Here is a 12,847-nt window from a genome sequence, read left to right as displayed (position 1 = left end):
ATCGACCTACGCCGCGGATCCGGCCGGTGCGTCGGGGGGCGTTCTCATCAGGTCGTCGGCGATTTCGGCGAGGCGTCGCCGAGCCATCGCGAGGTTGCCGTCCGGCCGGTCGAGCCAGAGGTACAGGACCAACTGGCTGCCGAACGGGACCGGCACGGTCCGCAACAGGTGGTAGCCACTGGCGGTGGTGACGATGAGGTCCTCGACGGCGTCGTGGGGTCGGGCGGAGGCGAACGGCGCCCGAGCGGACGCGGCGTACAGGACCTCTGCTGTGCCGGCGGCTGCGGCCTCCCCGTCGCCGCCGGGAACGGCCCCGGCGCTGCCGAGTGCCATGCCGGTGGTGCAGTCGACGAGGCTGGCGCCGACGGCCCCAGGTAGCGCCATCGCTCGCCCTAAATGATTGTCAATGCTGGGCACAGCTGCTCTCAGCCTCTAGGCGCTCGGGCCGGTGGACGAGGAGAAGAAGAAGCGGAGACCTTCTCCCAGGTGCCGGCGGAATCGGCCGCTGATGTTCTGCTCGCAACCTGGCTTCCCCTGTCACACGCCCCACAACCGCACACGGCCGGAAACAGTATGTCATCGTTCGGCCACCTGTCGCACTGTGTGTCCGTTCACCGCCCGGAAGCCCTTGGTGTCCGGGTCAACCGAATGACGTCTGGCGATGTGACACCAGTCGGCGGTGTCCGGCGAGGACGGGCCGAGGTCAGTAACTGCGCCGCCGAAGGACGGCACGTCGACGTGGTACGGGCGGGTGGCGAAGCCGGCGGCGCGGATCGACGCCTCGATGCACCAGTACGAGCACGGCGCGAAGTACGGGGAACCGGACTGATCTGGACGGCGCGGCGCCGGCGTACCTGCTGATTGTGTCGATGACGTCCACGGTTCCAGGCGAGGAGGGCGGCGGCAGATACGGCCCGTTCCAGAACGGGCAGGGTCAGCCGCCAACCTCCGATCCGCCAGCCCCCGAGCAGCCGACCTACCAGGCACCGGCGTCTCCACAGCCACAGCCGGCGCCGCCCGTCGACTCGTGGTCGCTGTTCCCCGACGGCGGACCAGGATCCCCGTCCTGGCAGCCACGCATCACTCCGGTCCCGAAACCGGCGCGCGGGCCGGTCGTCCGCGCCGCGCTCCTCGGCCTGCTCGCCGGACTCCTCGTCTTCGGACCGACCGGCTACCTGGTCGGACACCAGAGCACTCCGGCACCCGCGCCGCCGGAGAAACGATCGCCCGCTACCAGCACCGCGCAGGTGCTGCCGCTGTTCGAACACACGCAGCGCCAGCTCAACACGCCGAAGTTCCCCAACGAGCTCACCCCCATCGCCAACTCCTGGCTCCCCTGGATCACCGGCTGCGCCAAGAACGGCGACAAGGACGGCCCGCGCCTCGGCGACGGCGAAGACTCCCGAGTGGCCTGCCACTACGCCAACGCCACCATCTTCTTCGTCACGTACAAGTCACCCGACGAACGGGACAAGGCGTACACGAAGTTTCTCGCCCAGAACATCGACGCCAAACGGCTCGCACCCGGCGTCGGCGAACCGACCACGAAGAAGACGACCTCCGGCACGGTAAACGGTCGCTACGTCGAGTTCGCGTACAAGACGACCAATGACGCTACCGGCAAACCCGTGTGCGGCGTGTGGTGGTCGGACGCGAACGCTCCGATCGCCGCCTACCTCCTGGCGTACTGGTCGGAGGGGCTGGGCGAGAGCTGGGAACCGCTGCGCGACGTCTGGCGCCGCTACAGCTAGGGACGGGGCGAGGGTACGCGACCGCACGATCGCTGCGGGGACAGCGTTGAATCGCGTACCCTCCCCCGCCGTGACCCACCCCTCGGCACAACACCTGGGACGGTGTCGCATCGGCTGGGGCATGCCTAGCCGTACGGGCGGGTCCATGGTGTCGTCGGGCCTTGGCGGATGCCGCGACGCCACCACCATCGATTCAAGGTCCGGGGTTCTCGTCGAACTTCTGAACCGAACGTAATCAGGCCGTGACTTCAGCCGGCGGACAGCGTGTGCGATCCGCGCTGAAAATCTTCAGCGGGTACGCGGGTCCGGGCGGGCCATAATGAATCGATGAACGGTACCGAAGCGGTGCCGAACCTGAGCCCTGATCCGGCACCGAACAGTCCCCTGCTGGAACGGATCCGTGAATCGGTCATCGGCGACGACCAGGTGATGTGGGGACCGTACGGGCCGCGCCGCGTGACGTACGCCGACTACACCGCCTCCGGCCGGGCGTTGGAGTTCATCGAACGCTTCATCTGCGACGAGGTCCTCCCCCGATACGCCAACACGCACACCGAGTCCTCCGGTACGGGCCTGCAGACGACCCGACTCCGTGAGGACGCCCGGCGCATCATCCGCGAGGCGGTCGACGGCGATGACGATACGGTGGTCATTTTCACCGGCTCTGGATCGACCGGCGCGATCGACAAGATCGTGCACATCCTCGGGCTGCGCATCCCCGCCGATCTCGACGACCGGTACGCGCTCAGCGACCGGATCCCGGCCCGGGAGCGCCCGGTGGTGTTTATCGGCCCGTTCGAGCACCACTCCAACGAGTTGCCGTGGCGCGAGTCGATCGCGGATCTGGTGACCATCCCGGAGGACGCCGACGGGCACATCGACATCGCCCGCCTCGAGGCCGAGTTGATCCGCTACGCCGACCGTCCGCTGAAGATCGGGTCGTTCTCGGCCGCCTCGAACGTCACGGGCATCGTCACCGACACCCACGCCATCTCGGCCGTGCTGCACCGCCACGGCGCGCTGTCGTTCTGGGACTTCGCCGCCGCGGCGCCTTACGTGGATATGACCATGCGCGGCAAGGACGCGATGTTCATCTCGCCGCACAAGTTCGTCGGCGGCCCCGGTACCCCCGGGGTGTTGATCGTGCGCCGGGAACTGCTGCGCAACCGCGTGCCGACGGTGCCCGGCGGCGGCACGGTCGACTACGTCAACCCGACCGAGCACCACTACATCTCCGACCCGGCCCACCGCGAGGAGGGCGGCACGCCGGCGATCATCGAGTCGGTCCGCGCGGGCCTGGTGTTCCAGCTCAAGAAGGCGGTCGGGATCGACGTGATTCGGGCGCAAGAGGAGCACTTCCTGCGCCACGCCGTCGAGTCCTGGCTGGCCAACCCGGCGATCGAGATCCTCGGCAACCTCGACGCCGAACGGCTGTCGATCGTGTCGTTCGTGGTGCGCCGGCCGAGCGGTCGCTATCTGCACCACAACTTCGTGGTGGCGCTGCTCAACGATCTGTTCGGCATCCAGTCCCGGGGCGGCTGCTCGTGTGCCGGACCGTACGGGCACCGCCTGCTCGGCATCGACATCGAGCGGTCGCACCGCTTCGAGGAGGAGATCGTGGCCGGCTGCGAGGGGATCAAACCCGGTTGGGTACGCGTCAGCTTCAACTACTTCGTCTCGCCTGCGGTGTTCTGGTACATCATCGACGCGGTGCACCTGGTCGCCACCAGCGGGTGGGCGCTGCTGCCGGAGTACCGGTTCGACCCGTACACGGGGCTGTGGCGCCACAAGGGCGGGCTGGTGGAGCCGCCGCTGCGGCTCGACCAGCTCTCGTACGACGCGGACGGGAACCTGCGCTGGCCGGCGCATCACGAGCGCGCCGGCGAGGCGGCTTTCGAGGGTTACCTGCGCGAGGCGCGTGCGCTGTGCCTGAGGCTGGCGGAGCGGCCCTGGACCGACGGGCACGCCGGATCGGCGGTGTCGCCGGGGTTCGAGGAGCTGCGCTGGTTCGAACTTCCCGACGAGTGCCTGCAGTGACTACGCCGTCGGCGTAACCGCGACGGGCATCAATCGTCGGTACGGGGAAGTTGTCACCGGCATGGAGCCGCCGAACATCCCCGCCGCGGACGCCGACGCCCTCGACGACGCGGACGCGCTCGGGCCGGCGATCGGCACCCGGCTGCCGATCACGGTGCTGCGCCGGGGTGCCCTGGTCGACGTGATCGCCGTACCCGAGCCGTAGCAGTAGCTAGCTCAGGAAGCTCAGCAGATCCTGGCGGGTGATCACGCCCTTGGGCTTGCCGTCGATGAGGACGATGGCCGCGTCGGACTTCTCCAGCAGTGCGACCGCCTCGGCCACCGGCTGGCCGCCGCCGATCATCGGGAGCGGGTCGCCCATGTGCTTGTCGAGCATGTCGTGCAGGTGGGCCTGGCCGGTGAACAGCGCGTCGAGCAGGTCCCGCTCGGCGATCGAGCCGGCCACCTCGCCGGTCACCACGGGCGGCTCGGCCTTCAGCACGGGCAACTGCGACACCCCGTACTCGCGCATGATGTCGATGGCCTCGCGCACCGTCTCGCTCGGGTGTACGTGCACCATCTCCGGGATCTTGCCGCCCTTGCGCGCCAGCACGTCGGCGACCGTCGCGCCGTCCTGATGGCTGGACAGGAAGCCGTACCGGGTCATCCACGCATCGTTGAAGATCTTGGAAAGATATCCCCGGCCACCGTCGGGTAGCAGCACAACGATCACGTCGTCGGGGTCGGCCCGGCGGGCAACCTTGAGCGCCGCCGCGACGGCCATGCCGCAGGAGCCACCGACCAGCAGGCCCTCCTCGCGGGCGAGCCGCCGGGTGAGCAGGAACGACTCCTTGTCGGAGACCTCGATGATCCCGTCGCAGATGTCCCGGTCGTAGGTCTCCGGCCAGAAGTCCTCGCCCACGCCCTCGACCAGGTAGGGCCGGCCGGTGCCGCCGGAGTAGACCGAACCCTCCGGGTCCGCCCCAATGATCTTCACGGCACCCTTGGACGCCTCGCGCAGGTAGCGACCGATCCCGGAGATCGTGCCGCCGGTGCCGACACCGGCCACGAAGTGGGTGATCCGCCCCTCGGTCTGCTCCCAGATCTCCGGCCCGGTCTGCTCGTAGTGCGACAGCGGGTTGCTCTGGTTGGAGTACTGGTCGGGCTTCCACGCCCCCGGAATCTCGCGGGCGAGCCGGTCGGAGACGTTGTAGTACGACCGCGGGTCCTCGGGCGCGACGGCCGTCGGGCAGACGACCACCTCGGCGCCGTACGCCCGGAGCACGTTCTGCTTGTCCTCGCTGACCTTGTCGGGGCAGACGAACACGCACTTGTACCCGCGCAACTGGGCGACCAGGGCGAGTCCGACGCCGGTGTTGCCGCTGGTCGGTTCGACGATCGTGCCGCCCGGCTTGAGTAGCCCGGCCTTCTCGGCCTCGTCGATCATGCGGAGCGCGATCCGGTCCTTCACGCTTCCACCGGGGTTTAAGTACTCGACCTTGGCGAGCACCGTCGCGGAGATGCCTTCGGTGACGTTGCGAAGCCGGACGAGTGGCGTGTTGCCGATCAACTCGACGACGTTGTCGTAGTAGCGCACGGGCGCCAGCCTAGCGCCGTGATCGACCTTTATGCCGGTCGACCGCGACCGTCAGATGGAAAGCCAGGAACGCTCTGACCCGGAATGGTCATCGCTTGTTGGCGCTCCCACTCCAGGAACCGCTCGGTCTCGTCCAGGATCGCCCCGGCGAGCCACGCCACCACCGCGGCATCGTCGACGAGGCCGAGCAGCAGGAACACCGCCTCGGGTACGACGTCGACCGGCGAGACGATATACATCCCCGCGACCGCCGTCATGGCCAGCCGGGACTTGCCGTCGTACTGGCCCCGCATCGTCGCGGCGATCATTCGCGGTATTGCCGCGATCCGCTTGCCCAGGCCCGGCGTACCGGGCTTGAAGACACGGAGGAGCGCCGTCCAGGCCATTCGCCGTCGCAAGGTTCCCACCATGGTGTACCTCATCGCCCTCGGTGAGCATTCGCCGACCCGAATGGGCCGGGCGCCCTCCATGGTGCCCGGTGCGCGCCACCGCGGCCACCCGAACGGATGACGAGAGCGCCACGATGGGAGCAGGCGCGGCGGCGCCCGAGGCGCAAGAATCGGGTCATGGATCTCGATGCCGCCCGCGCGATTGTCGCGGAGCAACACCGCGCCGTACTCGCCACCCGGCGTGCCGACTGCTCGCCGCAGATGTCACCGGTCACCGTCGCCGTCGACGACGACGGATACATTGTCATCAGCAGCCGGCAGACCGCGTACAAGGTGCGCAACCTGCGCCGCGATCCGCAGGCGTACGTCTGCGTGCTGCCGGACACCTTCTTCGGACGCTGGATTCAGGTGGAGGGGCGGGCCACGATCGTCGACCTGCCCGAGGCGATGGAGCCGCTCGTCGACTACTACCGGCGGGTCTCCGGCGAGCACCCGGACTGGGCCGACTACCGCGCCGCGATGGAGCGTGAGCAGCGGGTACTGATCCGCATCGAACCGACCCGGGCCGGCCCCGACCGCTCGGGATGACACCCGGATGACGCGCTTTGGCTCCTGAACCGCACCGCGCGAGCGGTACTCCTGTGGTTGGTATGTACCTAAGACGTCAGTTTCCGACCGGCAACCCGGGCGAAGCTGAGCGATCATTGGACGCATCACCGTGCGGGAGGACCAATGGCGCAGACGAGCAGTCACGTACGCCGAATCGCCACGGCAGGCGCTTACGGCGCCGGCAGCCTGACCGCGGTCGGAGCCGTACTGACCGGGCTGGTCGTCGGTCAGGCCATGCGGGCCCGGCGCGTGATCCCGATGGCCGAGGCGCCGCCGCCACGCTGTGACGGCCGGTACGGCACCGAGCACGACGGCGAGCCGATCACCATCACGGTGCTCGGTGACTCGACCGCCGCGGGGTACGGGGCGGATGTGGCGCGCAACACCCCCGGTGCGCTGATCGCGGCCGGGCTGTCGGAAGAGTTACGCCGCCCCGTCACCCTGCACTGCCTGGCCGTCGTCGGTGCCGAATCCCGCACCCTCGGCCCCCAGGTGGAGCGGGCAATCGAGATCGGACCCGACGTGGCGATCATCCTGGTCGGGGGCAACGACGTGACCCACCGCCAGCCACTGAACGAGTCGGTCCGCCATCTCGTCAAGGCCGTACGGGCGTTGAAAGAGGCCGGCGCGGAGGTCGTCGTCGGCACCTGCCCGGACCTCGGCACGATCCAGCCGATCCAGCCGCCGCTGCGCTGGGTGGCGCGCCGCTCGAGCCGGCAGTTGGCCGCGGCCCAGACGGTGGCCGTGGTCCAGGCTGGCGGGCGCACTGTCTCCTTAGGTGACCTGCTGGGCCCCGCGTTCGCGGCCGAGCCCGACCGGATGTTCAGTTGGGACCGGTTCCACCCCTCCGGCGACGGGTACGCGGTGGCCGCCGCCGCGCTCCTGACAACCGTGATCGCGGCGTTGACTGATGAGGACCACACCAGCCGCTCCCACCTCGGTCGGGGCGAAGGGGTGCGCAGCCTGCCGGCCGCGGCCATCGAAGCCGTCGAACGCGCCGGTACCGAATTGAGCGCCGTCCAGGTCGCCGGTCGGGACCACGGACCGGCCGGGGCGTGGGCGCAGCTGCGCCGCCGGGTGTGGCGGCGCACGGAGCATCCCACCGATCCGTCGCACGTACGCTTGCAGCAGGAGCAGCAAGAGCAGCAGGCGTCCGAGTGGAGTGGCACATGAGCGAGCAGGCAGCATGAGCAGCGTCATCCGGCGTCTCGGGCAGGCGGCCGCGGTCACGGTGATCGCCGGTACTGTCGGCGGCGCGGCGGTCCTGGCTGGACAGGCGATGCTGGCGCGCAGCCGCAGATACGCGCAGCCCGATCTGCGCTTGGCGATGCGGGCGTCGCTGGGCAACTCCGGGGCGCCTGAGCTGCGGTTGGTACTCCTGGGCGACTCGACCGCGCTCGGTGTCGGCGTCGAACGCGTCACCGACACCGTCGGCGGCCAACTCGCGAGGCTGCTGGCCGACGCCCCCGGCGGCCGGCGGGTGGAACTGTCCAGCGTGGCGGTCTCCGGCTCCCGCTCGGGCGACCTCGGTACGCAGGTGGCGCGGGCGCTGGTCGGCACCCGACCCGATGTCGCGGTGATTCTCGTGGGCGGCAACGACGCGATCCACTTCACCCCACCAGAGGAGGCCGCCGACGACCTCGCTTCGGCCGTGCGTCGGTTGTGCGCCGCCGGGGTGGCGGTCGTGGTCGGCACCTGCCCCGACCTCGGCTCTGCGCGAGCGTTCCCGCCGCCACTGCGCCAGTTGGTCGGCTGGCAGGCGCGGCGACTGGCCAGGGCGCAGACGGCCGCGGTCATCGCCTTCGGCGCGGTCCCCGTCGACCTGGCCGGACAGACCGGCGCGGTGTTCCGGGCCGACGCGGGCACCTACTGCCACGACGGTTACCACCCGTCGGCCGACGGGTACCGCGTCTGGGCGCATGCGTTGCTGCCCGCGGTGACCGAGGCCGCCGCGGTCCCGCGGTAAAGACATCAGTGACGAAGTCAACTTACCGGCGGGTAGCAACACGGGTAACGTGACCGGCATGCCCGAAGCCGTCATTGTCGCGACCGCCCGCTCCCCCATCGGCCGGGCGGTCAAGGGATCCCTGCGGGAGGTCCGTCCCGACGACCTCGCCGCCACCATTGTCAACGCCGCCCTCGGCAAGGTGCCCCAGCTCGACCCGCGTGAGATCGACGACCTTTACCTCGGGTGCGGTCTGCCAGGGGGCGAGCAGGGCTTCAACATGGCCCGCGTCGTATCGGTGCTGGCCGGCTACGACCACCTACCCGGCGCCACGCTGACCCGGTACTGTGCCTCGTCGCTGCAGACCACCCGGATGGCGTTCCACGCCATCAAGGCCGGTGAGGGCGACGTGTTCATCTCCGCCGGCGTGGAGATGGTCTCCCGGTACGTCCGCGGCAACTCCGACGGCCTGCCGCCGGAGGCCCAGGCCGCAGTGGGCGGGGGCTGGGAGAACCCGAAGTTCGCCGAGGCCGGCGCCCGTACCGAGAAACGCTCCCAGGGCGGTGCGCCGACCTGGACCGACCCGCGGGACCAGGGCGACCGGCCCGACATCTACATCTCCATGGGCCAGACCGCCGAGAACCTCGCGCAGGTGTACGACGTCAGCCGCGACGAGATGGACCGGTTCGGTGTCCGCAGCCAGAACCTGGCCGAGAAGGCGATCGCCGACGGTTTCTGGGCCCGCGAGATCACGCCCGTGACGACGCCGTCCGGCGAGGTCGTGTCGACCGACGACGGCCCGCGCGCCGGCGTCACGTACGAGGCGGTAGCGGGGCTCAAGCCGGTGTTCCGGCCCGACGGGCGGATCACGGCCGCCAACTGCTGCCCGCTCAACGACGGCGCCGCCGCCGTGGTGATCATGTCTGACACGAAGGCCCGGGAGCTCGGCATCACGCCGCTGGCCCGGATCGTGTCCACCGGCGTGACCGCCCTGTCACCGGAGATCATGGGACTGGGCCCGGTCGAAGCGTCGAAGCAGGCCCTCGCCCGCGCCGGCATGAGCATCAACGACGTGGACCTGGTCGAGATCAACGAGGCGTTCGCCGCGCAGGTGATCCCCTCGTACCAGCAGCTCGGCATTCCGCTGGAGAAGCTCAACGTGATGGGCGGGGCGATCGCCGTCGGCCACCCGTTCGGCATGACCGGGGCGCGCATCACCGGCACCCTGATCAACGCGCTCGACTGGCACGACAAGAGCATCGGCCTGGAGACCATGTGCGTCGGCGGTGGCCAGGGCATGGCCATGGTGATCGAGCGCCTGTCCTGACATCGGTCCTGAAGCCAATGGCGGCCCGGGAGATCTCCCGGGCCGCCATTGGTTCTACTAGTCGATCGACGTGTTCGTCTCGTTGACGAGGTGGGTCGCGGTCGCGAGCGTCGCCTCGTCGGGGTTCGCCACGACCAGGTCGGTCACGATCACCCGTAGCTGGTCGGGCAGGCCCAGCAGGTTGTCCAGGCGCGGTACGACTCGGTGCGGCTGCCCCTCGGTGTCGGCCGCGAGATCGGCGAGTCGCTGGAGCAGCGCGTACATCACGTCCGCCCGCGTACCGGCCCCCGACGCAGCGGACGCCGCCCACCGGGGCGGCGTCCAGTGCGATACATGGTTGAGCAGCCGGTCGACCGCGCGGCTCAACTCGGTGGTCATCGGCGCAGGTAGCTCAGCAGTCGCAGGATCTCCCAGTACAGGAAGACCAGGCCGGCAAGCAGACCGAAGGCGCAGTACCACGAGTACTTCTCCGGCAGCCCGTAATTCACGCCCTTCTCGATCATGTCGAAGTCCAGGATGAACGTCAGCGCGCCGACCCCGATGCAGACCAGGCTGAAGACGATCGGCAGCCAGCCGACCTCGCCCGTGGCGCTGTTGGCCCGCAGCGGCGACTCGCCGGTGACCATCGCCAGGATCCAGTTGGCCAGGCTCATCACCACGACGCCGATGAGGGCACCGATAACGAACCGGGTGAACTTGGGAGTAGCCCGCAGCACCCGCATCTTGTAGAGCACGGCCATGCCGGCGAACACGCCGAACGTGCCGATGACCGCCTGTATCACGATGCCGTCGAAGGCTCGCTCGTAGTAGCGGCTGACGACGCCGAGGAGGATGCCCTGGATCACGGCGTAGGCGCCGATGACGAACGGGTTGGTAATTCGGGCGAACGAAATGACCAGACCCAGGACCAGGCCGGCCAGCACCGAGCCGACCATGGCCAGGAACATGACCGGCGACTCGGGAATGAGGTTCCAACTCAGGGCACCGCTCACACCGGTGAGGGCGAGCAGCCCGACGGTACGAACGACGACGTCGTCGAGGGTCATCATGCGGCCGGCGGACAGGCGCTCCCGTGAAGCGGTCTCACCGAGCCGGGTCAGAACCGGATTGGAACTTTGCACTGGCGGCCTCCCACCCACGAATTAGGACGTCACAAGATTACCGCCTACCTGCAATAAGGCTTAAAAAAGATTACAGGGACATGGTGCCCGGGGCGGGGGTCGAACCCGCACGCCTCGCGGCAGCCGCTTTTAAGGCGGCCGTGTCTGCCTTTCCACCACCCGGGCCGGTGAGGCGAATGCGTTCACGGTAACGGGTGAGGGACTGAGTGCACACCGGCTTACTGGTCCGGGTTACCGTCGTCCGGGTGACTACCCTGCCGTCGGCCGCTGAGAACTCCGAGGGCGCTGAGCAGCCGAAAAACACCGACCGACCGGCTCAGTCGTCCACTCCCCACACACCTGTTTCTGCCAGGCGCGGGCCCGGTCTGGCAGACCTGTCGGTCTGCGCGGCGCTGCTCCTGGCAGGAGTAGCGCTCACGCACCGCCTGCTAGTAAGCCCAACAAACCGGGCATTGGCCCTTAATCCCCATGATCAGGCGCTCGTCGAATGGCTCCTGGCGCAGGGGGGCCGCTTCTGGACCGGCGACCTGCACCTGGTCAGCCACCTGCTGAACGCGCCCGACGGCATCAACCTGCTCAGCAACGCGTCCATGGTCGTCCTCGGCGTGATCCTCGCCCCGGTGACGTTCACGCTGGGCGCTCCGGTCAGCTTCGCGATCGCCGTCGCCGGCAACCTCGCGGCCACCGGCATCGCCTGGTACCTGCTGCTCTCCCGTACGCTGCGGCTGCACCGGGCCGCCGCCGCGACCGGCGCGGCGTTCTGCGCATACGCCCCGGGCATGGTCTCGCAGGCCAACGCCCACCTGCACATCACGGCACAGTGGCTGGTCCCCGCGGTCGTGTGGTGCGTGGTGCGGCTCGCCCGTACGCCGGGCGACCTCCCCCGCCTGCGCTGGATGCGCCGCGTCGCCGGCACCGGCGCGCTGCTCGGCGCGATCGTGTGCGTACAACTGTTCCTGGGCGAGGAGGTCCTGTTCCTCACCGCGGCGACGCTGGCACTGTTCTGCCTGGTGTACGCGCTGATCACCCCGAAGCGCGCGGGCCGGGCGTTCCGGCCGCTCGCGAGTGGCCTGGCCGTCGGCGCCACGCTCGCCGTTCTCGTGCTGGCCTACCCACTGTCGGTCCAGTTCTCCGGACCACAGCACGTGCCCAACGGGCCGTTCTCGCCCGATTTCTTCTCCGCCGACCTGCGGGGATTCTGGTCGTTCTCGCCGCTGTCCTGGTTCGGCATCCCGGCGGCGGCCCGGCTGGTCAGCGGCCCGGCGGAGTACAACACGTTCTTCGGCGTACCGCTGCTGCTCGTCATCGTCGGGGCCGTCGGCTGGCTGTGGCGGCGCCCGGTCGTCCTCGCCAGCGCCGTCACCGGCCTGATCATGGCTGCCCTCGCGCTCGGGCCCCGCATCGTGGTCAACGGCACGCGGACCGGACAGAGCGGCCCGTACCGGCTGCTGCACGGGCTACCGGTGATCGACGGGGCGCTGCCGACCCGGTTTGCCCTCGTCCTCATCCCGGTCTTCGCGATCGTGCTCGCCATGATGATCGACCGGGCACTCCGCGACGACCGCCGGGACCTGCGCCTGCTCGTGCCGGCGATCGCGGCCCTGGCCCTGCTGCCGCTCGTGCCGAAACCGCTGCCCACCATCGAGCGGGCCCCGGCCCCCCGGTTCTTCACCGAGGGTCAGTGGCGCGAGTGCGTACGGCCCGGCGGGGTCCTCGTACCGGCACCGCTGCCCAACCCCGGCAACCCGGACAAAATGCGCTGGGCGACAGCGGCCAACGCCGCCTTCGCCATCCCGGAGGGCTTCTTCATCGGGCCCTATGCCGCCGGTGGCCGGGCGTCGATAGGCATCTACTCGCGCCCGACCTCCCAGCTACTCAACGCCGTCGAGCGCACCGGGATGGTGCCCGAGATCACGGCGGCCGACCAGGATCGGGCCCGCGAGGATATCGCGTACTGGGGGGCGTCGTGCCTGGTCCTGGCCGACCGCGACCAGGTCAACGGGGTCCAGCTACGCCAGACCCTCGAGGCGCTGTTCGGCCCGGGCCGGCAGGCGGCCGACGTGACGGTGTGGCGGTTCAACGGGGCCTAGGT

At 69.5% G+C, this 12,847-nt stretch carries 14 protein-coding genes and 1 tRNA gene; 9 read left to right on the top strand and 6 right to left on the bottom strand.

Annotation, left to right across the window (positions count from 1 at the left end):
* Nucleotides 1-6 precede the first annotated feature (6 nt).
* Nucleotides 7-384 (bottom strand): hypothetical protein, encoded by a 378-nt coding sequence (locus tag HC028_RS10315; protein WP_203981184.1) that lies wholly within the window; start codon nt 382-384, stop codon nt 7-9.
* A 295-nt stretch (nt 385-679) separates the two neighbouring features.
* Here HC028_RS10315 and HC028_RS10310 point away from each other — a divergent pair, with 295 nt between their 5' ends.
* From HC028_RS10310 to HC028_RS10295, 4 genes are all read left to right on the top strand, one after another.
* Entirely contained in the window at nt 680-829 is a 150-nt protein-coding gene (locus tag HC028_RS10310) for a hypothetical protein (protein ID WP_168075208.1), read from the top strand.
* Nucleotides 830-869: 40 nt separating this feature from the next.
* Complete coding sequence (locus HC028_RS10305) at nt 870-1,751, top strand: hypothetical protein (RefSeq protein WP_168075206.1); 882 nt, start codon at nt 870-872, stop codon at nt 1,749-1,751.
* Between the two features lie 327 nt (nt 1,752-2,078).
* On the top strand, nt 2,079-3,788 hold the full coding sequence (locus HC028_RS10300) for an aminotransferase class V-fold PLP-dependent enzyme (RefSeq protein WP_168075718.1): 1,710 nt from the start codon (nt 2,079-2,081) through the stop codon (nt 3,786-3,788).
* Nucleotides 3,789-3,849: 61 nt separating this feature from the next.
* On the top strand, nt 3,850-3,993 hold the full coding sequence (locus HC028_RS10295; RefSeq protein ID WP_168075204.1) for a hypothetical protein: 144 nt from the start codon (nt 3,850-3,852) through the stop codon (nt 3,991-3,993).
* Nucleotides 3,994-3,999: 6 nt separating this feature from the next.
* Here HC028_RS10295 and HC028_RS10290 read toward each other — a convergent pair whose 3' ends face one another.
* Nucleotides 4,000-5,364 carry a cystathionine beta-synthase gene (locus HC028_RS10290; RefSeq protein WP_168075716.1) on the bottom strand — a complete coding sequence of 455 codons (1,365 nt, stop codon included), beginning with the start codon at nt 5,362-5,364 and terminating at the stop codon, nt 4,000-4,002.
* A gap of 29 nt (nt 5,365-5,393) precedes the next feature.
* Nucleotides 5,394-5,774, bottom strand: coding sequence for a YkvA family protein (locus HC028_RS10285; RefSeq protein ID WP_168075714.1), 381 nt, complete (start codon nt 5,772-5,774; stop codon nt 5,394-5,396).
* A gap of 156 nt (nt 5,775-5,930) precedes the next feature.
* Between HC028_RS10285 and HC028_RS10280 the strand changes: the two genes are divergently transcribed.
* From HC028_RS10280 to HC028_RS10265, 4 genes are all read left to right on the top strand, one after another.
* Nucleotides 5,931-6,341: a PPOX class F420-dependent oxidoreductase gene (locus HC028_RS10280; RefSeq protein WP_168075712.1), complete on the top strand. Its 411-nt coding sequence runs from the start codon at nt 5,931-5,933 to the stop codon at nt 6,339-6,341.
* A gap of 144 nt (nt 6,342-6,485) precedes the next feature.
* Complete coding sequence (locus tag HC028_RS10275) at nt 6,486-7,535, top strand: SGNH/GDSL hydrolase family protein (protein ID WP_168075710.1); 1,050 nt, start codon at nt 6,486-6,488, stop codon at nt 7,533-7,535.
* A 13-nt stretch (nt 7,536-7,548) separates the two neighbouring features.
* Complete coding sequence (locus HC028_RS10270; protein ID WP_168075708.1) at nt 7,549-8,328, top strand: SGNH/GDSL hydrolase family protein; 780 nt, start codon at nt 7,549-7,551, stop codon at nt 8,326-8,328.
* Nucleotides 8,329-8,386: 58 nt separating this feature from the next.
* Nucleotides 8,387-9,634, top strand: a complete 1,248-nt coding sequence (locus tag HC028_RS10265) for an acetyl-CoA C-acetyltransferase (RefSeq protein ID WP_168075706.1) — start codon at nt 8,387-8,389, stop codon at nt 9,632-9,634.
* Nucleotides 9,635-9,691: 57 nt separating this feature from the next.
* Here HC028_RS10265 and HC028_RS10260 read toward each other — a convergent pair whose 3' ends face one another.
* The 3 genes from HC028_RS10260 to HC028_RS10250 all read right to left on the bottom strand — a co-directional run bounded on the left by HC028_RS10260 (nt 9,692) and on the right by HC028_RS10250 (nt 10,920).
* Entirely contained in the window at nt 9,692-10,012 is a 321-nt protein-coding gene (locus tag HC028_RS10260) for a hypothetical protein (protein ID WP_168075704.1), read from the bottom strand.
* A complete protein-coding gene (locus HC028_RS10255) occupies nt 10,009-10,755 on the bottom strand; it encodes a Bax inhibitor-1/YccA family protein (protein ID WP_168075702.1) in 747 nt (248 codons plus the stop codon). Before HC028_RS10255 ends, HC028_RS10260 begins: the two co-directional genes overlap by 4 nt.
* 81 nt (nt 10,756-10,836) lie before the next feature.
* Nucleotides 10,837-10,920, bottom strand: a tRNA-Leu gene (locus HC028_RS10250).
* A gap of 41 nt (nt 10,921-10,961) precedes the next feature.
* On the opposite strand from HC028_RS10250, the gene HC028_RS10245 reads away from it, so the two are divergent.
* A complete protein-coding gene (locus HC028_RS10245; RefSeq protein ID WP_476742326.1) occupies nt 10,962-12,845 on the top strand; it encodes a DUF6311 domain-containing protein in 1,884 nt (627 codons plus the stop codon).
* The last annotated feature ends 2 nt before the right edge of the window (nt 12,846-12,847 follow it).

This window comes from Planosporangium flavigriseum (genome assembly GCF_011947225.1).
Classification (GTDB): Bacteria; Actinomycetota; Actinomycetes; order Mycobacteriales; family Micromonosporaceae; genus Planosporangium; species Planosporangium flavigriseum.
The sequence above is the reverse complement of the archived record's forward strand: the minus strand, read 5'-3'. Positions and strand labels throughout refer to the sequence as shown.